31 protein-coding genes are annotated in these 25,784 nt (G+C 70.1%); 5 read left to right on the forward strand and 26 right to left on the reverse strand.

The genetic code is table 11. The features are described from left to right. Positions 1 to 156: 156 nt before the first annotated feature. The 6 genes from C503_RS0110490 to C503_RS0110515 all read right to left on the reverse strand — a co-directional run bounded on the left by C503_RS0110490 (position 157) and on the right by C503_RS0110515 (position 5,893). A complete protein-coding gene (locus C503_RS0110490) occupies positions 157 to 1,074 on the reverse strand; it encodes a lysophospholipid acyltransferase family protein (RefSeq protein WP_033400482.1) in 918 nt (305 codons plus the stop codon). A gap of 7 nt (positions 1,075 to 1,081) precedes the next feature. Next, a complete protein-coding gene (locus C503_RS0110495; RefSeq protein WP_018682157.1) occupies positions 1,082 to 1,843 on the reverse strand; it encodes a GNAT family N-acetyltransferase in 762 nt (253 codons plus the stop codon). 214 nt (positions 1,844 to 2,057) lie between these two features. Then, entirely contained in the window at positions 2,058 to 3,026 is a 969-nt protein-coding gene (locus C503_RS0110500) for an electron transfer flavoprotein subunit alpha/FixB family protein (protein WP_018682158.1), read from the reverse strand. A 24-nt stretch (positions 3,027 to 3,050) separates the two neighbouring features. Continuing rightward, entirely contained in the window at positions 3,051 to 3,836 is a 786-nt protein-coding gene (locus tag C503_RS0110505) for an electron transfer flavoprotein subunit beta/FixA family protein (RefSeq protein ID WP_018682159.1), read from the reverse strand. Positions 3,837 to 4,208: 372 nt separating this feature from the next. Continuing rightward, positions 4,209 to 4,808: a DUF397 domain-containing protein gene (locus tag C503_RS0110510; protein ID WP_156893117.1), complete on the reverse strand. Its 600-nt coding sequence runs from the start codon at positions 4,806 to 4,808 to the stop codon at positions 4,209 to 4,211. Positions 4,809 to 5,017: 209 nt separating this feature from the next. Then, the gene (locus tag C503_RS0110515; RefSeq protein ID WP_018682161.1) at positions 5,018 to 5,893 is read right to left on the reverse strand and encodes a helix-turn-helix domain-containing protein; all 876 of its coding nucleotides are present in this window, start codon (positions 5,891 to 5,893) and stop codon (positions 5,018 to 5,020) included. Between the two features lie 262 nt (positions 5,894 to 6,155). Here C503_RS0110515 and C503_RS0110520 point away from each other — a divergent pair, with 262 nt between their 5' ends. Both C503_RS0110520 and C503_RS48480 read left to right on the forward strand, forming a co-directional pair. Next, positions 6,156 to 6,995, forward strand: coding sequence for an SAM-dependent methyltransferase (locus C503_RS0110520; RefSeq protein WP_018682162.1), 840 nt, complete (start codon positions 6,156 to 6,158; stop codon positions 6,993 to 6,995). 38 nt (positions 6,996 to 7,033) lie between these two features. Next, positions 7,034 to 7,168 carry a hypothetical protein gene (locus C503_RS48480; protein ID WP_018682163.1) on the forward strand — a complete coding sequence of 45 codons (135 nt, stop codon included), beginning with the start codon at positions 7,034 to 7,036 and terminating at the stop codon, positions 7,166 to 7,168. A gap of 25 nt (positions 7,169 to 7,193) precedes the next feature. On the opposite strand, the gene C503_RS0110530 is transcribed toward C503_RS48480, so the two are convergent. Further along, on the reverse strand, positions 7,194 to 7,454 hold the full coding sequence (locus C503_RS0110530; protein ID WP_018682164.1) for a hypothetical protein: 261 nt from the start codon (positions 7,452 to 7,454) through the stop codon (positions 7,194 to 7,196). A 131-nt stretch (positions 7,455 to 7,585) separates the two neighbouring features. Continuing rightward, the gene (locus C503_RS0110535; RefSeq protein WP_018682165.1) at positions 7,586 to 7,795 is read right to left on the reverse strand and encodes a cupredoxin domain-containing protein; all 210 of its coding nucleotides are present in this window, start codon (positions 7,793 to 7,795) and stop codon (positions 7,586 to 7,588) included. 395 nt (positions 7,796 to 8,190) lie between these two features. On the opposite strand from C503_RS0110535, the gene C503_RS0110540 reads away from it, so the two are divergent. The 3 genes from C503_RS0110540 to C503_RS43175 all read left to right on the forward strand — a co-directional run bounded on the left by C503_RS0110540 (position 8,191) and on the right by C503_RS43175 (position 9,793). Then, positions 8,191 to 9,039 (forward strand): helix-turn-helix domain-containing protein, encoded by an 849-nt coding sequence (locus C503_RS0110540; RefSeq protein WP_018682166.1) that lies wholly within the window; start codon positions 8,191 to 8,193, stop codon positions 9,037 to 9,039. 24 nt (positions 9,040 to 9,063) lie between these two features. Then, entirely contained in the window at positions 9,064 to 9,243 is a 180-nt protein-coding gene (locus C503_RS44460; protein WP_084476974.1) for a DUF397 domain-containing protein, read from the forward strand. Between the two features lie 70 nt (positions 9,244 to 9,313). After that, a complete protein-coding gene (locus tag C503_RS43175) occupies positions 9,314 to 9,793 on the forward strand; it encodes a hypothetical protein (RefSeq protein WP_018682167.1) in 480 nt (159 codons plus the stop codon). On the opposite strand, the gene C503_RS0110550 is transcribed toward C503_RS43175, so the two are convergent. From C503_RS0110550 to C503_RS0110640, 18 genes are all read right to left on the reverse strand, one after another. Beyond that, the gene (locus C503_RS0110550) at positions 9,790 to 10,950 is read right to left on the reverse strand and encodes a siphovirus ReqiPepy6 Gp37-like family protein (protein ID WP_156893118.1); all 1,161 of its coding nucleotides are present in this window, start codon (positions 10,948 to 10,950) and stop codon (positions 9,790 to 9,792) included. The genes C503_RS43175 and C503_RS0110550 overlap by 4 nt on opposite strands. 2 nt (positions 10,951 to 10,952) lie before the next feature. Next, the gene (locus C503_RS0110555) at positions 10,953 to 11,816 is read right to left on the reverse strand and encodes a phage tail family protein (protein ID WP_018682169.1); all 864 of its coding nucleotides are present in this window, start codon (positions 11,814 to 11,816) and stop codon (positions 10,953 to 10,955) included. Beyond that, complete coding sequence (locus C503_RS0110560; RefSeq protein WP_018682170.1) at positions 11,806 to 15,507, reverse strand: hypothetical protein; 3,702 nt, start codon at positions 15,505 to 15,507, stop codon at positions 11,806 to 11,808. The genes C503_RS0110555 and C503_RS0110560 overlap by 11 nt, the downstream gene beginning before the upstream one ends. Before the next feature lie 182 nt (positions 15,508 to 15,689). Beyond that, a complete protein-coding gene (locus tag C503_RS0110570) occupies positions 15,690 to 16,256 on the reverse strand; it encodes a DUF7426 family protein (RefSeq protein WP_018682171.1) in 567 nt (188 codons plus the stop codon). Between the two features lie 9 nt (positions 16,257 to 16,265). Further along, the gene (locus tag C503_RS0110575; RefSeq protein ID WP_018682172.1) at positions 16,266 to 16,724 is read right to left on the reverse strand and encodes a phage tail tube protein; all 459 of its coding nucleotides are present in this window, start codon (positions 16,722 to 16,724) and stop codon (positions 16,266 to 16,268) included. Between the two features lie 3 nt (positions 16,725 to 16,727). Continuing rightward, positions 16,728 to 17,144 (reverse strand): minor capsid protein, encoded by a 417-nt coding sequence (locus tag C503_RS0110580; RefSeq protein WP_026316152.1) that lies wholly within the window; start codon positions 17,142 to 17,144, stop codon positions 16,728 to 16,730. A gap of 35 nt (positions 17,145 to 17,179) precedes the next feature. Next, the gene (locus C503_RS38895) at positions 17,180 to 17,536 is read right to left on the reverse strand and encodes a hypothetical protein (protein ID WP_051114791.1); all 357 of its coding nucleotides are present in this window, start codon (positions 17,534 to 17,536) and stop codon (positions 17,180 to 17,182) included. Beyond that, positions 17,533 to 17,856, reverse strand: a complete 324-nt coding sequence (locus tag C503_RS0110590) for a hypothetical protein (RefSeq protein ID WP_018682175.1) — start codon at positions 17,854 to 17,856, stop codon at positions 17,533 to 17,535. Before C503_RS0110590 ends, C503_RS38895 begins: the two co-directional genes overlap by 4 nt. Continuing rightward, entirely contained in the window at positions 17,850 to 18,278 is a 429-nt protein-coding gene (locus tag C503_RS0110595; RefSeq protein WP_018682176.1) for a hypothetical protein, read from the reverse strand. Before C503_RS0110595 ends, C503_RS0110590 begins: the two co-directional genes overlap by 7 nt. After that, positions 18,275 to 20,662, reverse strand: a complete 2,388-nt coding sequence (locus C503_RS0110600) for a N,N-dimethylformamidase beta subunit family domain-containing protein (protein WP_018682177.1) — start codon at positions 20,660 to 20,662, stop codon at positions 18,275 to 18,277. Before C503_RS0110600 ends, C503_RS0110595 begins: the two co-directional genes overlap by 4 nt. Continuing rightward, a complete protein-coding gene (locus tag C503_RS0110605; protein WP_156893119.1) occupies positions 20,659 to 21,507 on the reverse strand; it encodes a phage tail fiber repeat family protein in 849 nt (282 codons plus the stop codon). The genes C503_RS0110600 and C503_RS0110605 overlap by 4 nt, the downstream gene beginning before the upstream one ends. Before the next feature lie 33 nt (positions 21,508 to 21,540). Next, the gene (locus C503_RS0110610) at positions 21,541 to 21,804 is read right to left on the reverse strand and encodes a hypothetical protein (RefSeq protein WP_018682179.1); all 264 of its coding nucleotides are present in this window, start codon (positions 21,802 to 21,804) and stop codon (positions 21,541 to 21,543) included. A 3-nt stretch (positions 21,805 to 21,807) separates the two neighbouring features. Next, entirely contained in the window at positions 21,808 to 22,683 is an 876-nt protein-coding gene (locus C503_RS43180) for a peptidoglycan recognition protein family protein (RefSeq protein WP_084476976.1), read from the reverse strand. Between the two features lie 24 nt (positions 22,684 to 22,707). Then, complete coding sequence (locus C503_RS0110620; RefSeq protein WP_156893120.1) at positions 22,708 to 23,595, reverse strand: hypothetical protein; 888 nt, start codon at positions 23,593 to 23,595, stop codon at positions 22,708 to 22,710. 23 nt (positions 23,596 to 23,618) lie between these two features. Beyond that, positions 23,619 to 23,924 carry a hypothetical protein gene (locus C503_RS0110625; RefSeq protein ID WP_018682182.1) on the reverse strand — a complete coding sequence of 102 codons (306 nt, stop codon included), beginning with the start codon at positions 23,922 to 23,924 and terminating at the stop codon, positions 23,619 to 23,621. Positions 23,925 to 23,941: 17 nt separating this feature from the next. After that, positions 23,942 to 24,121, reverse strand: a complete 180-nt coding sequence (locus C503_RS0110630; protein ID WP_018682183.1) for a hypothetical protein — start codon at positions 24,119 to 24,121, stop codon at positions 23,942 to 23,944. A gap of 98 nt (positions 24,122 to 24,219) precedes the next feature. Further along, a complete protein-coding gene (locus C503_RS0110635; RefSeq protein ID WP_018682184.1) occupies positions 24,220 to 24,564 on the reverse strand; it encodes a hypothetical protein in 345 nt (114 codons plus the stop codon). Continuing rightward, positions 24,564 to 25,766 carry an SU10 major capsid protein gene (locus C503_RS0110640; protein WP_018682185.1) on the reverse strand — a complete coding sequence of 401 codons (1,203 nt, stop codon included), beginning with the start codon at positions 25,764 to 25,766 and terminating at the stop codon, positions 24,564 to 24,566. Before C503_RS0110640 ends, C503_RS0110635 begins: the two co-directional genes overlap by 1 nt. Positions 25,767 to 25,784 lie beyond the last annotated feature (18 nt).

Consider the following 25,784-nt stretch of genomic DNA (forward strand, 5'->3'; position numbering starts at 1 on the left):
GGTGGAGGTCCAGTGAATTTCGCCACCGAACCGCGCGGAACGGATCACACCCGATTCCCTCGGGCACCGGAATTCTTGATCTTGAACCGATGCGCCGGGCACCCGGAAACGCGCACGGGGCCCGCGGCTCTCGCCGGGGCCCGTGCGGGAAAGCGGTCAGACGGCGGTTTCCGACTGCCGTCCCGGCTTGTTCGCCGAGCCGGTCGGCTTCGGCACGGTGAGCCGGAGAACCCGCCCGCGGGACTGCGCGGGCACGGTCACCCGGCCGAGCGCGGAATTGGTGGCCGCCTCGGTCAGCGCCGCCAGCTCACGCCGGTTCGCCGCCCGGCCGGGGGCCAGCTCGTCCAGCACGGTCAGCTCCAGCACCAGGCCGCGCAGCCGGGCCACCCGGCGGACGGCGTCCACGATGGTCTCGTCGCCGAGGAAGCCCGGGGCGGGCGTCTCCCGGCCGTCGGCCATCCGGTAGCGCAGGGCCAGCGGGCGGACCGGGACGCCACCGTCGATCGCGGCCTGGAACAGCGCGGGCCGGAACCGGCCCATGCCGCCCTGGCCGCACCAGGTGGTGCCTTCCGGGCAGACGTAGACCAGCGAGCCCCGGCGCATGGCCTCGGCCACCTCGGCGACGGTGCCGGGCAGCGTGCGCAGCCGCTCGCGGTCGACGAACAGCGTGCCCGCCGCGGCCACGACCCGGCCGAGCACCGGCCAGGTCCGGATGTCCTCCTTGGCCAGCGCGCGCATCGGGCGCACCGCGTTGATCGCGGCGGTGTCCAGCCAGGAGATGTGGTTGGCGGTGACCAGCGCGCCCCGGTTGCGGCCCGCTCGTAGCGCGGCCTCGCCGGTGACCACCAGCCGCACGCCGAAGGCGCGCAGCAGGGACCGGAACACCCGCTTGGCGAACAGCTCCCGGACCCGGCGGCCGAGCAGCGGCAGTATCGGCACGGACAGCGCCGCGACCAGCAGCACCGCGGCGGCGCCGGTCAGTCTGGCGATCACCCGGGCCCGGCCGACGGTCGGCTCGTCCCCGGTCTGACAGGACGGTCCGCAGGGCGACGTGGGCATCCAGCCGTGGGCCATCATGGTTCTACTCCCCCAGGAAGAACTTCAGATAACGTTGGTCGACGGTGGCGAGGTCGAGCAGCACGAAGAAGTCCGCGACGCCGAACTCGGCGTCCAGCGCGGGCGGGCCGCACACCTTGGCGCCCAGCCGCAGGTAGCCCTTGAACAGCGGGGGCACCACCAGCCGCGCGGGCGGCGTCGCGCTGCCCAGCCACGGCGTGTGCGGGTGGACGCGCAGGTCGTCGCCGGTGTAGTGCTTGGCCTGGACCAGGTCCCACACCCCGGCGGCCAGGCCGCCACCGTCGGCCAGCGGCACCGACGCGCAGCCCGCCAGGTAGCGGTGCCCGGACAGCAGCATGTAGCGGGCGATCCCGGCCCACACCAGGCTGACCACCTGCCCCTGCCGGTGGTCGGCGTGCACGCAGGAGCGACCGGTCTCCACCAGGGTCGGGCGGATCCCGTCGAGCGCGCGGAGGTCGAACTCGGTGTCGGAGTAGAGCGAGCCCGCGTCCGCCGCCCGCTCCGGCGGCAGCATCCGGTAGGTGCCGACGATCTCGCCGGTGGCGTCCTCGCGGACCACCAGGTGGTCGCAGTGGGCGTCGAAGCGGTCGATGTCCAGCCCGGGGACGGGGCTGTGCAGGGTCGCGCCCATCTCCTCGGCGAAGACCTGGTGGCGCAGTCTCTGCGCGGCCTCGACCTCGGGGGCGTCGTGGGCGACGAGCAGGGTGTAGCCGGGCGCGTCGATTCCGGGCTTGGCAGTGCTGACCAGCACCTGGGCCTGCGTCATACCTCAGGTTAAGACGATCTCGGCGGCCGGTGCGCCTTCTTTGCCATGACACATCGGTGGCAAGTGAGTGAATTGCCGGGTGTGTGCCCCGCGTGCAGGTCGAATGGCCACCTCTGCCCGCCCGGGAGGACTTTTTCCCATACCGGCAAACGACAGTGGGGCGGTTCCCGTTCGGCGGGACCACCCCACTGTCGTTTGCCGGTCCGGCCGGGACTCAGCCCTTGCGCTTGGCGACCTCGTCGGTCAGCTGCGGGGCGACCGCGAACAGGTCGCCGACCACGCCGAAGTCGGCGATCTCGAAGATCGGCGCCTCGGCGTCCTTGTTCACCGCGACGATGGTCTTCGAGGTCTGCATGCCTGCCCGGTGCTGGATCGCGCCGGAGATGCCCAGCGCCACGTACAGCTGCGGGGACACCGTCTTGCCGGTCTGGCCCACCTGGAACTGGGCCGGGTAGTAGCCGGAGTCGACCGCGGCCCGGGAGGCGCCGACGGCCGCGCCGAGCACGTCCGCGAGCTTCTCCACGACCTCGAACTTCTCCGCCGAGCCGACGCCGCGGCCGCCGGAGACCACGATCGACGCCTCGGTCAGCTCCGGCCGGTCGCCGCCGACCACCGGTTCCCGCCCGGTGACCGCGGTGGCCCTGGCCGCGTCCGCGGCGGGCACCTCGACGGTCTCCTCGACGGCCGCGCCCGCGGCCTCGACCGCGTCCACGCCGCCGGGGCGGACGGTCACGATCGGGGTGCCCCGGGTGGCCTTGGCCTTGACCGTGAACGCGCCGCCGAAGATGGACTGGGTGCCGACCACGGCCCCGTCCTCGGTGGCGACCCCGACGGCCTCGACGAGCAGCCCGGAGTCGGTGCGCACGGCCAGCCGCCCGGCGATCTCCTTGCCCTCGGCGGTCGCCGGGACCAGCACGGCGGCGGGCGCGGCGGCGCCGACCAGCGCGGCCAGCACGTCGACCTTGGGGGTGACCAGGTAGTTCGGCACATCGTCGGACTCGGCGACGTAGACCTTGGCGGCGCCGTAGGCGGCCAGCGAGTCCTTGAGCCGCGCCGCGGTGCCGGGCGCGGCGACCACCACGGCCGACGGCTCGCCCAGCTCGCGGGCCGCGGTCAGCAGCTCGAAGGTGACCTTCTTCGCCTCGCCGTCGATTTCGTCGACAAGGACCAGTACCTCAGACACTTCGTTCCTCCTTCGCTGCTGTTCTCAGACGAGCTTCTGGCCGATGAGGTACTCGGCGATCTTCTGGCCGCCGTCGCCGCCGTCCTCGACCCGCTGCCCGGCCGCGCGCGGCGGCTTCGGGGTGGCCTCCAGGACGGTGGTGCTGGCGCTCGCCAGGCCCACCTCGGCCGCGTCGATGCCCAGGTCGGCGACGGTCAGCGTCTCCACCGGCTTCTTCTTGGCGGCCATGATGCCCTTGAACGACGGGTACCGCGGCTCGTTGATCTTCTCGCCGACGCTCACCACGGCGGGCAGGGTCGCCCGCAGGTGGGTGAGCCCGGTGTCGGTCTCCCGGACCACGGTGACCGTGTCGCCGTCGAGGGTGACCTTGCGGGCGTGCGTGAGCTGCGGGTAGCCGAGCGCCTCGGCGAGCATCGCGGGCACCGCGCCGCCGCGGCCGTCGGTGGCCTCGTTGCCGGCGACCACCAGGTCGACGCCATCGACGCGGCCGATCGCGGCGGCCAGCACCCGGGTGGTCTGCAGCAGGCAGGAGCCGTGCAGGGCCGGGTCGGACACGTGCACGGCCTTGTCCGCGCCCATGGACAGGGCCTTGCGGATGGCCTCCGTCGCCCGGTCCGGGCCGACGCTGAGCACGGTCACCTCGCCGCCGTGCGCCTCCTTGAGCAGCAGCGCCTCCTCGACGGCGCGCTCGTTGATCTCGTCGAGCACCGCGTCGGCGGACTCCCGGTCCAGGGTGTGGTCGGCGTCGGAGAGCCTGCGCTCCGAGTAGGTGTCGGGCACCTGCTTGACCAGGACAACGATGTTTGGCATGGGTCTGCTTCGACCTCCCGGGACGAGCACCGTGTGGCGACCGACCTGGTGGGCCGGGCCGGGCGCGATTGTTCTCCGACGCGATTTTCGTGCGGTGGTGCCGACCTTGCCACGTGGGCGCGCCGCCCGACGCGGTGGTCCGCCCCAGGTCGATGTTACCGACCGGTAGCACGCGCGCAATCCGCGTCCCGGTGACCATCCTCACCCGACGCCCGCGCTGCCTCCCCACCCGGCCGCGATGAACCTCTCTCCCGCCCCCGGGAATGCCCGAAGGCCACCTCCCGTCCGAGGGAGGTGGCCTTCGAGAGGTGTCGACCAGGGCGCGCTGGTCGGCACCGCCGGGGAACCGGGGCTACATCGCGCGAGGTCAGGTCAAGCCGACGCGGGCAGCCACTTCTCCCGGCCATGGGCCGCGGGGACCAGCCCGCCGCGCACCGGGTCCAGCGAACCCGGGGTGCGGTCGTCGGGCAGGTCCACCATCTGCCGCAGCACCTCGGCCGCCCAGCCCTGGCGCTGCCAGAGCACGACGCTCGGCGGCGGGTTGAGCAGGTCGTCGGTGTCGCCGGGCAGCCGGGTGGCGATCACCTCGTTCTCCGCGTGCAACCGGACGACATCGATCACGTTGTCGTGCGCCCGCACGCCGACCACGGCGGCGATCTCGCCGCTGGCGTCGCGCGGGTGCAGGAACTCGAAGCCGCGCGAGACGAGCCTGCGCAGGTAGGCCTCGGCAGCATGGGAGGCGTCCGGAACGGTGACGATCCCCGCCTTCACCGCGCGGGTGAAGGTGGCGATGACCGGCCCGCGGAAGACCAGCGCGGGCCCCGAGCCGTTCTTGGAGTCGCGGATGGCGATGCGGGCCTCGTCGACCGGGGTCACCTCGACGCAGTTGCCCACGGCACCGCTCCGGCTGCCCTTGCGCCACCGCGCCCCGGGCACCTCATCCGCCGTCATCCCGTTGCGAATCTCAGACACTGGACCTCGCCTTCGGCAGTCACTCAGTGCAGATGCACGTGCGTTGATAGTGACGACCGTAACACGCTCAGGCGGTCTGGCAAATGCACGTGCATCCGAACGGGCCACCCGCACGAGACAATTAACCGTGCAACCGTCACCCACGGACTACCGAGAGCGGCCCCCGCACCGGTGACCACCAGCCGAAAGGGTCATATCGCGAACGCGGCTCAGATCTCCTCGCGGCGCTTGCTCAGCAGCTGCCGCGACCGGCTCGGCGTCTCCGCGTCCACCGTCAGCCGGTCCACGACGCGGCTGTAGCGCTCGATCTCCTCGACCCGGTCCAGGAACAGCGCCCCGCCCAGGTGCTCGATGTAGACCAGGTCCGGCAGCTCCGGCTCGGTGAAGCGCAGCATGGTGAACGAGCCCTCGGCCGCGTACCCGCTCAGCGGGTAGGGCATGACCTGCAGCGTGATGTTGGGCAGCCGGGTCATCTCCAGCAGGTGGTCGATCTGCTCGCGCAGCACCCGCGGCCCGCCGATCGGCCGGTGCAGCATCGACTCGTCGATCACCGCCCACAGCTTGGGCGCGTCCATCCGCTGCAGCACCTTCTGCCGGTTCATCCGCAGCGCGACCCGGCGCTCGGTCTCCTCCTTGGCCAGCTCGGGTCTGCCGTGCCCGGCCAGCATCCGCGCGTACTCCTCGGTCTGCAGCAGACCGGGCACGAACTGCAGCTCGTAGGTCTGGATCCGGGCCGCGGACTCCTCCAGGCCGACGTAGTCGTTGAACCACGGCGGCATCAGGTCGCTGTAGCGGTGCCACCAGCCCGGCTCGTTGGACTGCTTGACCATGGCCAGGAACTGGGTGCGCTCGACCTCGTCGTGCACGCCGTAGAGGGTGAGCAGGTCGGCGACGTCGCGCTCCTTGAACCCGACCCGGCCCAGCTCCATCCGGCTGATCTTCGACTCGGAGCCGCGGATGTGGTACCCGGCGTCGGCGCGGCTGATCTCGCAGGCCTCGCGGAGCCTGCGCAGCTGCGAGCCAAGCACGATCCGGCGCGCGGTGGGGCCGTTGCTCTGCCCGCCCTCGCTTCGCGTCTCCGTCACGGTCCCATCCTCCGCTCGCCCTGGCCCGACCAGCACTGCCCTGATCCGTGCCGCTCGCGGGTCCGTTCGACCGAACGGACCCACCGTCCATGATCCAGGACAGGTCCAGACCAGCCAAGCCCATCCGACGCACGGTCCGGCACACTTCGCGAACGCCGCGTGCAGCGGGCCCCACCGTCGTCCGCCCCTTGCCCGAACCCCTAGGGTGAGCGTACTCCTTGGGTGCGCACGGTCCCCGCTCCACGACGCTCTGTGAGGCGCTATGTCGAATCCCGGTCCCCCGGTCGCGGAGCTCGGCATACCCACCTACATCGACACCAGCAAGGCCAGCATCGCCCGGGTGTACGACGCGTTCCTCAACGGCAAGGACAACTACGAGATCGACCGCGAGGTGCTGCGCCGGGTGCAGCGGGTGGCACCGGAGGCCGCGCAGCTGGCGTTCGACAACCGCGAGTTCCTCATCCGCGCCACCCGGTTCATCGCACTGCAGACCGGCATCCGGCAGTACCTCGACTGCGGCTCCGGCCTGCCGACGGCGGAGAACACGCACCAGGTCGCGCAGCGCATCCGCCCCGAGTCGACGGTCATCTACGTGGACAACGACCCGGTGGTCCTCGCGCACGGGCGCGCGCTGCTGGAGGAGAACGACCGCACGCACTTCATCGCCGAGGACATCTTCGAGCCGGAGGCGGTGCTGGGCAACGACGTCGTACAGCGCTACCTGGACTTCACCGAGCCGATAGCGCTGTTCCAGTTCGGCACCATCCACCACTACGACGGCGCGCGCAGCCCGCGGGACATCATGACCGCCTACATCGACGCGCTGCCGTCCGGCTCGATGGTGGGGATCACGCACTTCTACGACCCGGAGACCCCCGAGTACAGCCCGCTGGCCCGGCGCATGGAGGACGTGTTCCTGCACAGCCCCATGGGCACCGGCGTGTTCCGCACGATGGCCGAGATCGAGGGCATGTTCCCCGGCGTTGACCTGGTGGAGCCGGGCGTGGTGCGGTGCGCGGAGTGGTGGCCGGACGGACCGCGGATCAGGCCCCTGGACGAGGTCCAGTACTGCATCGCGGGCGGCGTCGGCGTCAAACCCTGACGCTTACCGGACGGTAGCCCATCGGATACCGTGCCCGCGTGCCCGCCCAACCCCACGCCCCCGGCCTGCCGCTGACCGGTGAGCGGACCGTGCCCGGCATCGTCGAGGAGAACTACTGGTTCCGGGTGGCTGTAGCGCTGTGCTCGCCCTGGTTGTCGCTGGTCGCAGTCTAGCGTTGTGCTCGCAGTTTTCGCGGTATCAAACGAGGGGGGCGTTGCCCTGCTCCCGCAGCCACCGTTGACAGTCCGGGCACCTCGTCATCCCCTCGCCGCCCGCCGCGCCGATCAGCGCGCGTCGACCCCTGCGGCAGACCGTGGTCGAGTACCTGCGCGGCGGATTGACCAGCGTCCAGCGCGGCGAGTCGTCCGCAACGAGGTGGACGAACCAGTCGCCGAACAGATCGCGGTGCCACGCGTACCCGTCCGGCGCGGCGAAGGGGGGGTCTTCAGGGTCGGACAACTTTCTACTCCCCAGTAGTCGAGCGGTCCTCATGGGACGTAGATGGTCAGTCGTCTAGACCATCATGATCGTGACAGGCATCACCATGATCGTGACGTCGCAGGTCACACGACGTCCAAGGCGGACTAGTCCTAGTCCATCCACCTGAGCGTGTCCGGCAGCCGCTCCCCCACAGCCACCAGACACCGCCCGCACAGCGGCCCGGCGATCCCCCAGGTCACAGCCGCAGCCGGGACGCTGATATCGCACTCGGTCTCCATCACGCCCGGGGCAGGGTCCGCCTTCCAGTGGTGCACCAGGTCGTCACCGGCCCTACGGCCCAGACGGGTGGGACCCGTCATGACGCCCGTCGAACGTCGTTGACGTGGCGCCGGCAGGTCGAACACAGCGGAGTCCTCGGGGGACGCCGCGGAAAGTCCTCTCGCCGCAACTCGGCGTGCAGGCCGCAAAGCGAGATCAGGACATCACCGGGAGCCAACCAGTACGGCGACACCACCAAGGCCGCGTGAAGCTCTTCGCCAGCTTGCTGCCATTCGATATCCGGTTTCGGCATGTGCACCTCCGCGCAGCGTTTGGCGACCCTGCCCCGGCGCGGCAGCTGGGAACTGTGAGGCGCCGGGGCGGGCCGACCGGGCGAACCCGGCGACTATCACCGTAACCTGCAATTGCAGGTTAGCCAACCCGAAGAGGAGTACGGCAGACTGGCGACCACTCGACATCCAGGAGAACCAGCACGATGGCCACCAGCCCCACAGCCGCACGGCGCCAGATCGGCCGTGCACTCGGCGACCTGCGTCGGGCACGTGGCCTGACGCTTGATGCGGCAGCCGAGTCCCTGGGATTCTCGGCGAGCAAGGTCTCACGGCTGGAGACCGGGCAGAGCACGCCACCAGCTGACGATCTCGCCCGGTTGATCGACTTCTACGAGGCGAGCGCCGAGGACCGGGCAGAACTCGAAGACCTCGCGCGGGCGGCACGCCAGCGTCGACCACGAACCACCTACGGCAAGAGCCTGCCGTCGTTCTTCCACCGCTACCTCGGGCTTGAGCGAGCGGCCAGTGAGATCCGCATCTACTGCGGCGAGATCATCACTGGCCTACTCCAGACCGCCGACTACGCGCGTGCGGTGACGACCTCGTCACCACTTCATGACTCGTCAGAGATCGACCGGTTCGTCGAGGCGCGATCGGACCGCCAAGCCCGACTCACAGCACCCAGCGCACCCAGACTGTGGGTGATCATGTCCGAGGCCGCGATACGTCGGATCGTCGGCGGCCCCGCCACCATGCGCGAGCAACTCGCCCAACTCGCACACCTCGGGCGGCTGCCGAACGTGACGATCCAGGTCGTGCCGTTCTCGCGCGGCGCTGTCGGCGCCGAAGGCTTCGACTTCACCATGCTGCGCTTCCCTGACGACCACCACGACGTGGTCTATCTCGAAGACCTGACCACCGCGACGTATCTCGATCGCAAGGACGACCCGGCGAGGCAGGCATACGCAGCCATGTGGGAGCACGTCTCCGCCGCCGCACTCGACCCAGATGCGACCGCGCTCCTGGTGGATACTGCTCTGCGGGAACTGTGAGACCGAGCGAACGGAGGCCACATCGTGTGTGACCTGCCAGAACAGCAATGGAGGAAGTCCAGCCGGAGCGGCAGCAACGGCGGCCAATGCGTCGAGCTGCACCCGGCTGGCGCCATCCGGGACAGCAAGAACCCGACAGGGCCGACGCTGCGCGTCGCCCTCGTACCGCTGCTTGACGCGGTGCGGGCCGACCGGCTCCGTTGAGCACCGCGGCCCCCGGCCAGCGCCGGGGGCCGCTCGTAACAACCACCCAAAGTCACACGATCAGCACATCATGCGACGTACCACCATCCTGCTCGCCGCCAGCACGGTCGTGATCCTCGGTCTGGCCACGGCGCTCGTCCTGGTCCTCACCATCGGCAGCAAGCCCACTCCGGACCCTGCCGCCGCACAGGCCCCCGCGGTCACGTCGTTCACATTTCGCGGCTGGCTCCACATCACCGACACATCCGGCATCTCCACCACCGGCGACACAGGAACCGGCACATCCTGCGAAGGGCGCGGAGGCTACAAGGACGTCCGGCGCGGCGCGGCCGTCACGGTCTACAGCTCCACCGGAGAAGTCCTCGCAGTCGGTGAACTCGGCGCCTCGCGGTTCACCGGCAACGCGCTCGCGGGCGACTGCGCAATCACCTTCGGCGTAACCGTCCCCGACGGCCACGACATCTACCAGGTCGAGGTCACCCACCGCGGCAAGGTGGCGGTCACCGCGGCCGACGCACGGAACGGCCACGCAAACCTGACCCTCGGCTAACGCCGCTCGATCGCGGCCAGCCGGGCGAGCGCGTCGCGGAGCAACAGCGCGCTACGAGTCGTGCGCGTCGCACCCACCGTGCCGATCCGCGGACGCACGACTCGGCCGCGCCGGTCGACGGTGATCTCGACCTCGCGCACCACCTCGTCCACCGTGACCCCGCCATACACGTCCACGGTGACGATGTCGCCGAGCCCGTAGTCCCGGCCGTACCGCAGGCGGGCGGTGTCGACCGGCTCGATCTCGACCAGCTGCGTCTCTCCCTGCTCGGTGAGTCGCTTCGCCGCGCCTGCGGCCAGCTCGGCGCCCGCGTCGGTGTCTGACGCGGACCGGTAGTCGTAGAAGTCCTCGACCCGGCCCCACGCGGTCGACGCGTCCATGTCGCCGACTTCGACGAACTCACGCTCGGTCTCTTCACCCCGGCCGCCTCCGACGATGTGGGTCGCGGCCGGTGCGGTGAGCTGCCAGCGGAGCGACCGTAGGTTGCGCAGCGAGAGCCCGAACCGGGCAGGCCCGGATCTGTCGGTCGGCCTGTAGACCTCGAACGTCTTCGTCGTCCCGAGTCCGGCCGTGACCCGGTAGCCGAGCGTGATGTCCCCGACCGCGCCGGAGATCGCGAGCCCGGACAGTAGGTCGGCCAGCCGGTCGAACCGGGCGCGGCCGGTCACGGCTCCGCCCACGACTGGGTCCGGTGCGAGCACCAGGCCCGGCACGCGGCGCCCGGCGAGCGCGCCCGGCCCTGCGTTGAGGTCGACGTACTGTCGCATCACCGTGGACGCGGCACCGGTGCGCACGTCGTACGCGGGCGTCTGCGCGGACAGCGCCGCGAGCGGGGCGGGGCGAGCCTGCCGCCCGGCCAGCCACCGGAGATCATCCTCGATTCGGAGCGTGAGCCGCGGTGCGGTCCTGCTGCCCGAGCTGCCGTCACCGACCGCGATCTCGGCATCGACCACCGCGCCCACCATGACCGGCGCGGCTCCGTCCATGATGGCCAGACGCCACCCTGGCGCGGCAGCCCGCGCGTGCACGGGAGTCAGCGGGCACGTGATCTCTGCGGTGCCGGTCGCGTTGAACCGGGCCACCGCCGTGTAGCTGGTCCACGTGATCGTGCCCCGGGTCGCCCCGCTGGGGTCGATCATCCACACCGCGTCAGCCACGATCACCACGCTTTCCGGTAGCGGGGGCGGAACTCGACCATCACCGACGAGCCGGGGGCCGCGCCGGTCAGTGCAACGGTGACGTTCGTCTGTCCCTTTGGGAGCGCCCAGAGCTGGGGCACGTCGACGAGTCGGTCCCACCAGTCGGCGGACCCCATGGTCACGGCCTGGATACCGGGTCGGGTGACGATGGTCAGAGTGTCGGTCAGCGTGCCGGAGACGTGCAGTTCCTCGCCCGTGTCCTCGTTGTCGAACTGCGCGCCGGTTCCGGGCGCGGTCGCTGTCCACTGTGGCCACGCGGGAAGGTCGCCCGGGTTGATGATAGTCGCGGCGCCGAGCACCGCGTCCGCACTCAACCGCAACGGGAACAACGGAAAGAAGGACACTGGCGCGGGGTAGCCGAACATCAGCCGGACCGGCGTCGGGTCGAAGAACGCGGGGTCGGGGCAGTAGAGCCGGATCACGGCCTTGTGCCACGTCGTATCCCCACCCGAATCCTTGTCCTCGGCGCCCTCCAGGCCCTCGGCGTAGACGGCGGCGATGCGGCGGCGCTGGCCGTTGGGTTGCGCGATCTCCAGCTGGCCCGGCACTCTCGGGTCCATCGCGTCCACGAGCGCGCCCAAGCGCTCCTGGAACGCTTCGTAGGTTCGCCCGGTGATGAGCATCGGGAGCAGGATCGTCCGGCCAGTCTCGTAGGTCTCCAGGATCTCCTCACCGTCCACAAGCGGGGTTGACTCGGTGACGTGCTCGACCGGCGCGGCGCCCCACCCCGTGCTTCCCTTGAGCACCTTGTATCCAGCGGCCGGGTCCGTGAGGACGAGCGGGTCGGAGCCGTCGCCCGGATACCAGCGCAGCTCACGCGCCATAAAGCGCCTCCTCCGCGCGCATCATGTTCCGCACCTCGCGAGCAACGGCGCGGGCGTCGGGCCCGTTGATGTGGTAGGTGACCGCCCGGCGCCGATCGACGTAGCTTTCCCCGCCACGCACCACAGCGGGCTGCCGACGCTGCCCCGTCCACTCCGGACGCATCTTGCGGATACCGATGTCCAGCAGGGACTGCGCCTGTGCATTGTGCGGGTCGAGCGGAACGAACAGTTCCGGGTACAAGGGATTGTCGCCAATTCCGCGCACGGTGCCGTTGTGGCGATGGCTGGCGATAATCGCGGCCTGCTTGCCCGACAGCGGTTCGAAACCGGCGTTCGCGATGCCGCCCTGGTCGAACCACTGAATGTACCGGCCTGACGCGTTCATCACCGGTTGCCGCATCCCGACAGGCATGTTCGCGCCCGAGGTCGTGACTCCAATGACAATGCGTCGACCGCTGTTCCTGGACACGAAGTTGTCGACCGCGTTTTGCGCCTCATCCGTGCCAGCGGAGATCCGGAACGTTCCGTCGGGCAGGTGATCCACCTTGAACCCCAGCGCCTCAATCAGCCCGATGACCGACTGCGCGTTGCTGGACACGGTGATCCCCTTGCGATCCGGGACGCCGATGATCTTTCCTTTCAGGATCTCCAGCGCGATTTGCGCGGGCGTCATGCCGGGTTGCTCGATACTCGTGCGCACAAACTCGGGCACCAACCCATACCGCGCCGCCAGCTCTCGGGCGGCATCGCCGGAATGAAGCGCCGCGGTCGCCTGGTCCAGCAGAGCCTTGCGCGCGCCCTCGGCCGCGGCGGCGGCCTGCTCATGGCTCCCCGTGGCTTGAAGAGTCGCCACGTACGCCTGTCGATAGGCGGAGGCCAGCTCGACCACGGTGTCCTGGAGATGACTCCCGGCCTCCGTTGTGGTGTCGATCGCACCCGTCGCGTCCAGAAGCCCGCGCTTCGCCCCCTGCGCCTGGTCTCCGGCTGCCTTGAACGCATCCCCTAGACCGCGCGTGACGTCATTCACCCGCTGTGTCGCTTCTTCGACGGTCAGGGTGTCCCCCGCCAATCCATCCAGGGCGGACGTCAGCTGGTCGACCTTGTCCGCCGCACCGGCCACACCGGACGACAGCCCGTGCACCGCAGTGTCGAGCGCGGCGAGTTCCTTCTCGCTACGGCGCATCCCGTCCACGCTGGTGCCCATTGCTTCTGCCAGCAGCTGCTCGGTGCCGATCTCGCCCTTCGTCGCGCCTGTCACGCTGTCGATCTTGGACAGCAGTTCCTCGTAGGCGGCGATCCGATCGTGAGCCTGCGTGACCCGCTGCCGCGCCGTGCCCGCGTTGATGTACTCCTTCTCCGACGCGATCGCGCCCTGAATCCGAGCCCGCAGGTCGTCATAGCTGGTGCCCTGCAACATGATCGCGTCAGTCACATCGGACAGTCCCAGACCTAGCTTCTTTGCCTCCTGAAGCAGACCCTGGTCGGCGGCCGTCTGCGCGGCCTTGCGTCGCACGACCTCATTGATCACACCGCCCTGCTCACGCATGACGCGGGCGAGATCCTTACCGGCGGACGCGAGCGCCTGCTGCTCCGCCCGCGCCTTCGCCGACGACTCCGCCCAGAGCGACAGCCCGGTCACGGCCGCACCGATCGCCAGCCCCCACGGACCACCCAGCGCACCGATCAACCCGCCCGCGGCCGACTTCAGCCCGGACATACCAGCTGCCGCCGCGCCCGCCGCCGCACCACCCAACCGGCCGACCGCCGCACCAGCGCGGTCCACTGCGGACGCGGTAGCCGTCATCGTGCCGCCCATGCCGCCCAGCCCGGCCGCCAGCGCGGTATGCGCGGCCACGGTCTCCGACACCCGGGCCGACCACGTGCGGTACGCGTCCGCCATCCGCGCCACCGCAGGCGAACGCGACTCCACCACCGCCATGCCCGCCTGGAGCCGGGACAGGTTTGCGATCCCGTCCTTGGCCGCAAGATCGGTCTGGACACGCACCTGGTCGGCAAACCGTCGCCACGGCGCGGTCAGGCGGTCGCCGAGCGACGTGGCGCCCGACGCGACCCGATCCCCCGCCACTCGCCACGCCGCCAGCGCGATCACCGCAGCCTGGATCGGAGCGGGTAGATCCTCCAGCAGGTGCAGCACCCCGCCGAGCGCGCCGCCGACCACGTCCAGCGCGGGCCCCAGCACCGACCCGGCCAGCCCCGCCAGCCGCCCCAGCATCGGCAGAGCGTCCGTGCCAGCGTCCAACACGGACGCCGTCCCGCCCGCGAGCGACTCCATGCCTGGGGTGGCCTCGTGCACAGCCTGGCCCACGTCGTCGATCGAGGACGCGAGCTTCGGCGCGATCTGCTGACCGACACGCACCAGCAGCGGACCAAGATCGTCGCTAGCCAGCTGCACAACCGATCCCAGCGCAGGCAACAGCAACAGTGCGGCTTGACGCGCGTCACCAAGGATCTGGCCGAGTACACGCTGGCCCTCGGCAGACTTGGCCGCGTCCTCCATCTGGCCGGTCAGATCCTCCATGGTGGTCAGCAACCCGGCCCCGGACTGCTGGCCCGCGTGCATCACCGCGCCGATGGTGCCAACGACATTGCCCACAGTCGACCCGAGCGTGGACGCGGCGTCGATCCCGTCACGCATCCACTCGGCCAGAGCCCCCGACTGCCGGGCCTGCGACACCATCGCCGCCCAGCGCCCCGTCACCCCGGCCAAGCCCGAGGACAGGCCCGGCAGCAGGTCGGAACCGGTGGCGGTGACGTCACGCAGGATGCTCGCGAAGGCGGCCGGAGCCGGGGCCGCGTTGTGGAACGCAGCCGCAGTGTTGTCCAGGATGATCCCGGTGTCCCGAAGGGACTGTCCCGACAGCAGGAACGCGCTGAACGACTTCGCGCCGTGGTTGATCTCAGTCGCGGTCGCGGACAGGCCACGCCGTAGAACGGGAAGGTACTCGCCTGCGACCGAGGTGATGTCGCTGGCCATCCCTGCGAAGAGGTGGTCCTGCACATCGAGCCGCAACGCGTGGGCGGCGCTGCCGAGCCCCTTCACCGCGATCGCAGCGGCCCGCGCCTGCGGAGACAGATCCTGGAGAGCTTCCCCCCACGCGGCCGGATCGTCCGCCGCGATCGCGTCGCCCAGGCCCTCGAAACCCACAGTCAACACAGCAATCCCGGCAGCCCCGGCAGCACCGGCCGCGGGCAGCAGCAAGATTGCGCCGAGTAGGTTCTTCACCTCCCCGGCGGCGGCGACCGCACCACCGGCCGCGGCCTGCCCGCCGAGTGCCTTGATGCCCTGACCGGACAGAGACGCCGCGATGGTGGCGCCCGCCTTGGCCACGTTGAGCGCCGTCTGGCGCAAGCGGGCCTCCGCGTGCTGGGCGGCCCGGTCGGCCACCGCTTCCGCGCGCCGCGCCGCCCGCTCCACCTCCGAGACATCGGCGCGGACCCGGATCTCGTCCCGCTCAACCCGCGCCTTGGTCTCCGCGTACCGGACGTGGGCGCGCTTGAGGACCCGGTCCAGATCGGCGAGGCTCGCGTCGATCCGGACCGGCGAGCCCTGGACGTCCCTTTTGAACTTCGCGACGTCGACCCGACCCGCGCGCAGCTCGGCCAGCAGGCGTGACCGGTCGGCCGTCAGCAGCGCGACGACCTGACCGGCAGCAACCCCCGTCTCAGACACGAGACGCACTCTCGTGCCCGGGTGTCACTCCCGGTCCAGGCCGAGCGCGTCGTCGATGCTCTCCACGCTGTCGTCCGCCTCGTCGTCCGGCCGCAGCGCCAGGGCGAGCACGCAGTCCGGCGGCAGCCCGAACAGGCGTGCGGTGAACCACCGCCACGACCGCGCTTGGACTGCGGGGTCGGTCAGGTCGAGGTGGTAGACCGCGTGGAAGCTCGCTTCGACGAGATGCCAGCGCGCGAAGACCGCGCACCAGTCGAACGGCTCCGCGTCGTCTTCGTCGATGATCCATCCGGTGTCCGGGTCGATCCGGACCCCTCCGCCGGGGGGCGGGCATCACCGCCGCGCAGGCCCTCGGTCCACACAGCGAGGGCGGCCTGTTTGCCGTACAGCTTCCAGGTCAGCACAGTCTGGTAGACCCGCGCGACGTCGTCCTCGGTGATCTGGGGGTCATCCGCCGCACGTGCGAGGAAATCCTCGCCCACGATCTGCTTCTCGAACGCGTCCCAATCGGTTTCGGGAAGGTCCGCAACCGCGGTCGCGTCGAGTGGTTCGCCGGTACGCTCGGCCTCCTCTTGAGCTACCGCCAGCGCGAAGGCGCGCTCGCGGAGCAGCCGGACACGCAGGCCAGTGGTCCATGGCAACGCGCCCCGCCAGGTGTGGACAGTGCCGTGCACAGGCAGGGACAGGATGTGGTCCTCCGTCTCTTCGACAAAGGGACCGAGGGTGGACAAGTCGGGGAAGGTGGTCACGGTGAGTCCTTACGGTGCGGTGTAGGGCGACAACGCGCCGGAGCCGGTGAAGTTGCACTCGAACGGCTCGACCCCCTTGGCCTCACCGCCCGCGCCTGTCCAGTTCGCCACCGCCCGGCCACTGAAGCCCTTGCCGGTATCGGTGCGGTACAGGCGGAGCGACACGTACGCGTCGGGACCGGACAGCAAGCCCTTGGTCTTGAGGTACGCCTGCGCGGGATCGTCGACCTGGGCACCGTCGGGACCGGTGTAGCCGTCGAACCCAGACGCCGCGAGAGACCACTTCCGCATCGTCGTCAGCGAGTCCTCGAAACCATCCGAGTCGAAGTCGGTGACGTCGACCTCGTTACCGTCGACCGTCAGCTTTAAGTTGCTCAGCCCGTTGAGCCGCACATAGTTCGGGCTGCCCTCCAAGCCGGTGTCAACCCACACAGACCACTTGCGGGACAGGCGCTTCTTCAGCGTCACGGGTCAGTCCTCCAGATACTCGACGCGGAAATCGACCGACCACAGCGGACGGCCGAGCAGGTCGAGCCCGCGGTTGGTGGGGTGCGATGTCGTGGTGGCGACCGTCAGCAGCTCGACCGCGTGCGCGGTCCCGGCCGCCCACGTGACCGTGTCCGTCCCGTCCAGAGCGGACCGGATCGCGCGGGCGAGGTCCGCCGCCGTCTCCCGGTCACCCGCCGCGCCGCGCACGACGATCTGCACGATCGGCGTGACGTAGCCGGACAGGTCCGGCGGTGCCGAACCCAGCAACACGAAGGCGGCGACCGCCGCGTCCGGTTCACCCGGCAGCTCCTCCGCGTACGCAGGCACACCTGCACCGGGCGGGAAGGAGATCCCGAGTCCGAGCGAGGCGAGATGGATGCAGCACGCGGTCGACAACACGCCCCCGACGATCAGGCCCGGGTGTCACCCGGCGGTCAGGCGTGGTTGATGGCCTCACCGGTCCGCCGCGCGATGTGGTTGACGTACCGGCGAGCCTCGACCTTGAGCGGCCCGGACAGGAAGTGCGCGACGCGGCCGTCCTGGTGGCGCAGCGTCTCGTCCTCGTGCTGGATCTCCGCGTAGGGCGGCCGGTCGTAGGCAACCTGACCGACTGTCGACGCGCCGTGCCCAGTGACCTGTTTGGACAGTGACTGGCTCAACAGACCGGTGTCGTAGGGCACGAGGTCCTGCGACAGCGAACCAAGATCGTCGACCGCTTCACGGACGCCCTGCTCGGCGCCAACCGCCGACGCAGCCTCAGCGGCTCGTGAAACCTCTTCGTAGTCCCTCACGCCACACCGACCTCGTGATGCATCCGGCTGCCGTCGAGCCAGACCGGCGCGTCGACCTGGTGGATGATCCGGAGTCCGTGTCCGTCCTGGAGGTCCAGGCGACCGCCCGGGACGATCTCCGGCGTCCCGGGCATGAACACGGTCGCGGTGATGACGACCACGGCGCCCGTGCGGGTCTGGATACGCCGCGTCCCGTGCTCGACCCGGCACGGCCCGACAGCAACCGGGGCGGCCCACTGCGACCGGGTGCCGGTGTCCGGGAGCGATGCCTCGTACAGCACCGTGCGCGTCGCGCCGACGAACCCCAGCAAGGTCACCATGTCGGCACGCTCCCGCCAACCATGCCTGCGCTGCACAACGCGTCGAGCGCGGCCCGCGGAACGGGTCGATCCGTCGACCCGACCCGAGCGCCGCGCCCGCCCGAGACCGTCAGGCTCCCGGCGGTGACGCTGCCTCCGGCCGCGATCACCGCCGCCGCGCCCGTGCCGCCCAGCTCGGTCTCGGCCAGCGTCGCCGCGCGCCGGTCGCGCACCAGCTCGGCGACCGCGGCCACCACATCCGCACGCACGGTGTCGTCCGCAGGCCGGTCGGTGTCGGTGTCGACCACCGGCCAGCGGATCACGTACGGCACCAGCGCGCGGACCGCTGACGCGATCAGCCCGCCCAGCTCGGCATCGTCCAACCCGGACAAGGGAAGCGCGGGCCGGTAGCCGCGCACCTCGTCGACAGTCGCCCAGATCATCGTGCCCCCTGGAGGAAGAAGGTCAGCAGGCCGGAGGTGGGTGGCACGCTCAATCCGTATGCAACGGCCACCCGGTTACGGGGACCGGCTGGTGCCCCAGTCGCGGGATCGACCGGCGCAGCGTCAAGCCCCGGCCGCAGCGACCGTGGCGTGGCGGCCCGGATCTCCAGGTCCCACAGCAGGGCGAGCCAGGACGACTGCCAGTCCACGGAGGACGAGGTGACCACGTTCCCGAGTGTCGACTGCGCCCAGCGCGTCAGCCCCTGCCCGGCCCGCCAAGAACCGCTATTGGCTACCAGGCCACCGGCACCTGTCCGGTGCACCGTCCACCCGCACGTGATCGTGACCGACGTCGAGTAGAGCGTCCCGGCAGCGTTCGGGCCGGTCGTGCCCGAGATCGAGGTCGGGCAGAGGTTGGCGAGGTTCGCGGGCTGGCCGGTCGAGCCGTCGGCCGCGTCCGCCTCGTCGCCGATCGTGCCCGCCGGTGCCTGCCACGTCTGACCGCTGGTGAGCGCCTGCACCGCGCTGTTGTTGCGCCAGCACGGGACCGCTCTGCTCGCGTACGGCACGCCGTACCGCTGAGCCACCGGAGCGCTGAGCCGGAACAGTTGGCCCGTGAGCGCGTTCTCCCGGCGAATGTCCGGGTTCGCGCGCCCGTTCGCCGTGCCCGCGTCCCTCCAGGTCCCCGTCCAGGCCACCGGGTCGTACCCGGTCCCCGTCCACCCGGGCGCGCCATCGCGGGTGAGCGATTCCTTGTAGCAGATCACCGTGCGGCGAAGGGTGTCGTCCGACGCATACCGCACCCGCCACAGCGCGGTGTTGCTGCTGTTGATCAGCATGTTGATGCCCGCGGCCTGCACCGCCCGCATCGCGTCGTAGACCCGGGTCGTCCAGTACTCGTGATGCCCCAACACCACCACCGCCCGCGCACCGAGCAGCAGGCCCGTGTCCTTGTCGAGGTCCACATCAGACACATAGGTGAGATCCAGGCCCTGAGCCTCGGCCCAGTGCAACCACGGGTAATCGGAGTCCCACAAGTACGTGTTCGCCTGCGTCGACGCGCACGAGTACGGCCGGTCGAAGCTGACCGCGTAGCCGCGGTGCGCGTACTGCTCGCTCGTGTCCGGCCCGTACCCGTAGAGCGACCGCCCGGACCACTGCGTGCCCGCGCCGAACCGGGCACCGTGGTCACCGGTCTGCCCCCAGACGTTGTACGCCTGGTACGTCTGGTCCGCGATGACCACCGGCACCCGGCCCGCCGGGTCCCCGCGCACGACGAAATGGTGCTGGTGGTAAGCGGTGGTGTCGTCGGTGCGGCGGAACGTCGCGAGGTAGACGCCGCTGCACGCGTCGACCGGGATCGTCCACGACGCGTTCGTGGACCAGGCGCACGACGTCGAGCCGAGCACCGGGTCCACTGTCGGCCCGGGCTGGCTGGCCACCGTGCCCGTGATGTACGGGGCGACCAGCCGGGCGCCGATGGTCTCCCACCCGTAGTAGCCGAGCCTGCGCAGCTCGACGCGGAACGGATGCCCGGTGCTGTCCACGCGGAACGAAACCGTGTCGCCGGGCTGGTAGGACACAGCATCGGTGTAGCCCGCGATCGTCGCCGACGTCGCCGCGACCCCACCGAACCACGCGCTCTGGAGATCCCCCGGGAGGCTGTTCTCCGCTACGACCGGATTCGCTGGCGACGGATTCGACGGGATGCCGGTGCTGTCCGCGTAGGCGGCCTGCGCGATATGAACCAGGTCTCCGCCCCCGTTGACCCACATCGTCGTTGCCTTGTACTGCCCGGCCGCCAGCGTCGCCGGGAAACAGTGCGCGGCGTCGATGTCCGCGCAACCGTTGGCGTAGATCAGCTTCGTCCCGCTGCCCGGCTGGTGGGCGCCGTTCGCGTAGAAGCGCCCGAGCGGCCCAAGCTGGCGCAGCTTCAGCACCTCGTCGGCCGCCGTGTTCTTCTGCACAGCAGCCCCGACGAACAACACAGCCGGGTCGGCGACGCTGACCGCGGTTGGTACCTCCGCCACGATGTTGCCGTTGGTGCCCGCGCTTCCGGCGACGTACTCCCCGGCGTCCGTGTGGTACACGGTCACCACGACGTTCTCGTCACCGTTCAGAGTCACATGCAGAACGGACTCGCCACCGGTCGCTACGGCGTCATGGATCGACACGTCGAGCGCGGACAACGCCTGCGCACGGCGGACGAACGCCGTGCCGGACGAGTTGGTGAACCGGATCGTCGGCTGCGCGCCACCGGACGCGACCACCACGACGCGCGAGCCCGCGACGCAGGAGTCGGCCAGCGCGATGGTGTAGGTGGCGCCCGCGCCAGCGAAGGCCGTGGTGTGCGGGTGGGTCTGGGGTGGATGCAGGTGTCTCACAGCGCGTACCCGTGGATCACACCGAGCACGGACCACTTCCCCTTGGCCGCGTGGAACAGCAAGAGGACGTAGTCGGTTCGGTTCGCGCCCGTCGACAGCGCCAGCGACGCGACATCGTCGCCGAGCACTACGCCGGTACCCGCGGTCAGTGTCCGGCCGCCGGTTCCGTCCTGGGTCACTTCGAGCAGGATCATCTGCCCGTCCACACCGGACGACGGCGCGGCGAGCGTCCGGTTGCCGCCGAGCGTCACCCTGAAGTGCCGCCCGAGTGACGCGTCAACGGACAGCGTCGCTGCGTCGGTGAGCGCCTGCGGGACGTAGGCCGCGGCCTTGCCGTCCAACGCGGCCTGCAAACCCGTCACCTGCGCGATGCTGTGCGTGTGGCTCAAGGCCGCCTTGCCTGCGAGCCCGTTGGTCAGGTCAGTCGCGGTGGCCGCGCCCAGGTCAGATGCGGAGAGGACTACCTCGCCGGACGCGTTCGGAAGCTTCCCGTTGACCTTGACGACCAGCTGGGAGACGCTTCCGGACGGCGCAACCGGCGCCCGCTCGACGAGCGCCACCGTAGTGTCCGACATCGGCAGCACGATCGAGTAGGAACGAGACACCCCGCCGACCGTCTCCACGACGTCGTACGTCGTGCCCGACGGTGACACGTCCGGATCATCCGTCGCCGGGAGCTGCACGGAAAACGCGCCAGCCCCGTCGAGCGTGACCACGACCTTCTTCGCCACGACCGTGGTCTCGGCCGCGACGTCCTTCAACCACGCTCCGTCGGTCGGGCTGAACGACACGGTGCCGACCCCCGGGCTCCCGTCGGTGTAGACGTAGGTTCCGGTGACCGTCACCAGTGTGAGGTTTCCGGGGATCGGCACGGCGGATCAGTCCTTCGCGGAGGGCTGGTAGGTCGGGGTGGTGGTCGAGCCGGTCAGCAGGACTGCGAGCCAAGCCGGAGACCTGCTCGCAACCCACCGAGCCGCCTGGTATACCGCCGCGAGTGCGACCGGCACCAGCACGATCTGCCCAAGCCCGTCGACCGCCGTCACCACCTCGGTAGGCAGGCCGAGCGAGACCAGCCACGCCACCAGCGCGGCCCACAGTCCTGGCACGACGGTGCGTACCCACGCGGTCAGCTTGTCGCCCATGTATCAGTTCTCCATTCTGCGCGCGGCGTCGTCGTTGACGGCGGCCGCGAGCTTGTCGTAGTCGATGGCGGACACGGGCACGCCGTGAGCGGATACCGCCGCGATGAGCTGCTGCACCAGGCCCTCGATCCGAGCTGCGATCTCCCGCGTGGCCGATGCGTTGGCGTCGAGGTACTTGACCGCACCGGAGAAGGGCAGCGAGTGGTCCTCGACGGGAACGCCGAGCCCGATTCCCCGGCTCATGAGCTCGTTCACGGTTGCCGGAGCGGTCGCCTGGGCTGCTGCCCTTGCGATCGCGTCGATGTCCTGTGGGGTCACCACGTCGTCCTCCTGGGACTGCTTGGGGTTGGTAATGAGCGCGACGACCGTGCGCCGCTCGGCCGCCATGTCGAGCCTGTCCGGGTCCGGCTTCCTACCCAGCGCGTATTCCTTGTGCCCGCACAGGGATGTGGCCGGGTCCCAGCCGTACGCTCGGCAGATCGCGGCGGTCCCGATTCGCAGGCTGTCCAGCAGCGCGGCGGGCCACGCCTCGCCCACGGTGTGATCGGTCTCGATGCCGATCGCGTCCCTGTTGCCCTGGTTCGCCGCGATCCGGCCCCACCCGGCTCCGAGTCCGGCGTGCCACATCCGGCCCGCCGCGATGACCGTCCACACGCCTCGGGTGTCCACCCAGCACTGGGCTCCGTTGTGCGCCGGATCGGCCATGTACGCGGGTTCGCTCGGCGTCGGACCGGGTGGACTCGCGTCGTGATGCCAGATCACGCCCTTGGGGGCGAATGGACCGTCTGTCTGAGTTCGTGTCGACCACCCGGGGTACTCGACGACCGATATCCCTGCCGCACGGAGGATCGCGGGCAGGTTCGCCAGTGGTAGCGCCATGCCGGTGAGCCTGAGGCCCGGGTGTCACCCGCCGAGATAGTGCGCGGCCAGCCGGGCGTAGTAGGGCACCGCGGACGTCGGGCCGTCCCAAGCCGCAGCGCACGTGATCGGCGCCAGGTGCTCCGGCGCGAGCACCAGTCCATCCCAGGAAAGCGACTGCGACAGAACGCCCCACCCTGGGCTGCCCGAGCCGCGCATTCGCCGGTCCCGGATCTCACCGCCCGCGGCCTCGAAACTGCCTCCAGGCCAGGACATCCACACCTGGCTGATGCCCGCCGCGACCGCATCGGACGTGAAGTCGCATCGGATCGACCAACGGCCAGGGACGTTGAGCAGCAGACGCCCGCTCCCGTCGATACTGGCCACGCCGTCCCGCTGCTGCGTGTCCGCAGCCCATGCGGCGTTGAAGTTCTGGCCCCCGGCACCGACCGTGACCGAGGACGTCCACACGTGCCGGGCGCGCTCCGTCGACACCGGACGCCACTCCGGCGTGAGTCCGCTGTAGTTCTGCGCGGACCCGGACCCCGGACAGGTGGCCCGCCACATCGGCAGCTCCCACAGCGTGTCCGTCTGGGTCAGGGCCGGCGCCACCGGCGAAGCCGACGGGGTGCCGACCTTGATCACGGGCAGGATCGAGTTCGCCGACCGATCCAGCTTGAGCACGAGACGATCGATACGCGGGTTGCTGTTCGTGTTCGCAGCGGCCGTCTTCGCCTGTGCGGCCGTGTTGCGATACCGGTGGCCGCGCACCCACCCGGACAGTCCACTCGGGATCGTAAAAGTCAACCCGGACCCCAAGGTCACCACGGGCGTGCGCGCATCCAGGCCATCCGGCGCCCAGAGGGGAGCCATACCCGCCCACTGGCCTTCGTAGACCGGGGCACCATCAAACGGGAAGTACTCGTCAGCCACACCCGGACCATCAGGCGCGGGTGTCACTCCGGCCGGACAGCCTGTTCGACCCGATCCACCACGTCCCGCAGGCTGCTACCCGAGTTGGGCAACAGCTCGTGCTCGACGACCGCCAAGCGCTCGACGATCGCGGCCTGCTCCGCACGCACCGCCGCGAGCTGCGCCATGACCCCCGGACGCGCAGGAATACCCGGACGACCGGGCTCCCCGAACCAGTCATCCGCGAAATGCGCCAGCGTCCGCATGAACGCGAGCGTGGCCTTGACCGCCCTACCAATGATGATCAACGCCGCGATCACAGCAGCGACGGACAACACCCACGCGACCACAGGAAGATCCTGCACCGCTACCGCCTCCGCTTGGTCGGGGCGGGCGCGGCGTCGACCGGCGGCTCGTCGACCGACACCACGTCAACCCGCACGACCACGTACCCGATCGCCACGTACGCGCGCTCCAGCTCAGTCCCCGGGTCGACCCACATCCAGTGCGTCTCGGGCAAGCCCTTCCGCTGTGCGTACCACGGCATCGCCGTCCACCCCCTTCCTCATGATGGTAGGAGCCCGCAGCCCGGGACCACCTTCCCCGGTGCCCACCACGGCAACCTGCCGGGCCGCGGGCTCCCGCTTACTCGCCGAGCTTGGCCTCGATCGCCGCGGCCAGCTCCACCGCGGTGAGGCCAGTCGGGTCGACGCCCAGCTCGGCCGCCTGCTCGTTCAGCTCGACGATCCTGGCGTTGATCCGCTCGACCAGCTCGGGGATGGTGCCAGAGGTGTCCAGGCCGAGCGCTTCGGCGTCGGCCTGCCACATACCCTTGGTCTTCCCCTTGGGCGCCTTGCCAGGGTCGGCGACTTCACGCCAGCCCTCGATGCCGTCCTCGACCAGACGTCGGTATCGGGCGATCTCGGTCTGGTCGTGGGTGCGGATGCTCGCGGCCAGGTGCCCGCCGCTGTTGCGCTCGAAGGTCGGCATCAGACCTTCAGTCCTTCGAGGACCCCGTGGGCGCGCTCGTTGCCGTACTTGAGGCCGATCTCGCCGTAGATCTGGCTGCGCTCGCTCGCCCCGGTCTTCGCGAGCGGTTCCTCGAAGAACACGCCCTTGCCCGGGATGGACAGAAAGACGGGCATGAGCTGTTCGAGCGACACCGGGACGATCATGTCCTGCGGCAGGTGCCGGTCCAGCATCGTGTTGAACGTCCCGAAGTCGGTCACGATCGTCGTCAGCGCGACACCGCCCACGGTGCGGCTGGTCTCGGTGTACTTGCCGTAGGCGTCAGCGAACGCGGCGGTCAGGGCGCGCTTCTGGATGCTGTTGCACGCGAGGGTCGCGGTGCCCTGCTCGGTGAGCCCGCCGTTGTCGAAGACGGCCTGGATGATGTCGTGGACGTGGTCCTTGGTGAGCGTGGTGGTCCACGGCTTCACCCAGGACAGGCCGGTCGCGGTACCGAGGGCGAGCGCGGCGCCGCCCTGCGAGGTCGACACCTTGAAGTTGTTGGTGTCGATCTGATCGACGTAGTACACGCGGCCCGCGACGATGTTGGTCGCGGCGCCGGTCGTGCGGAAGACGATCTTGTCGTTGTCGATCAGGCCGTGCGCGGTCGAGGTGATCGTGTCGGTCGCCGAGCTGGCGCCGGTGACCGTGGTCGCCTTCGCGATCCGGTTGGTGGTGCACGCGGCGAGCAGGCCCTTGGTCTGGCGGGCGCTGGCGTTTGAGCTCGGTTTCGCGTACTGACCGTTCCAGAACGTCCAGTTCACGTCCAGCGCGATCGACTTGAGCGCCTGCTCGACCTGCCACGTCATTTCGTTCGCGACCGGGTTCGGGCCACCGCCCGGGTGCACGTACGGCGCCGACTGCGGCGAGGCCAGGTTCCCGGTCGCGGCCTGCTTAGTGTACGAGACCTCGACGGCTTCGTGGTGGATCTCGACGACGTTGGTCACGTTCGCCCGCGCCCGCTCCTCGGCCGTCGGCGCGTTGGCGCCCTCGACCTTGACTCGCTGGCCCGGGTCGCGCAGGTCGTAGGTCTGCCACTCGAACTCGGTCGATGTGGTCTGGCCACCACCGGACAGGCCACCGATCGACGAGAGCAGCGGGGTGTCCTCCGGCGTGAGCGCGAACAGCTCGCCCGTGTAGTTCGGGAGGTTGAAAATGGTTCCCAGGCCCGTGATTCCGGACATGGCGTTCTCCTTGGACAG

Source organism: Actinokineospora enzanensis DSM 44649 (genome assembly GCF_000374445.1).
GTDB classification, from domain to species: domain Bacteria; phylum Actinomycetota; class Actinomycetes; order Mycobacteriales; family Pseudonocardiaceae; genus Actinokineospora; species Actinokineospora enzanensis.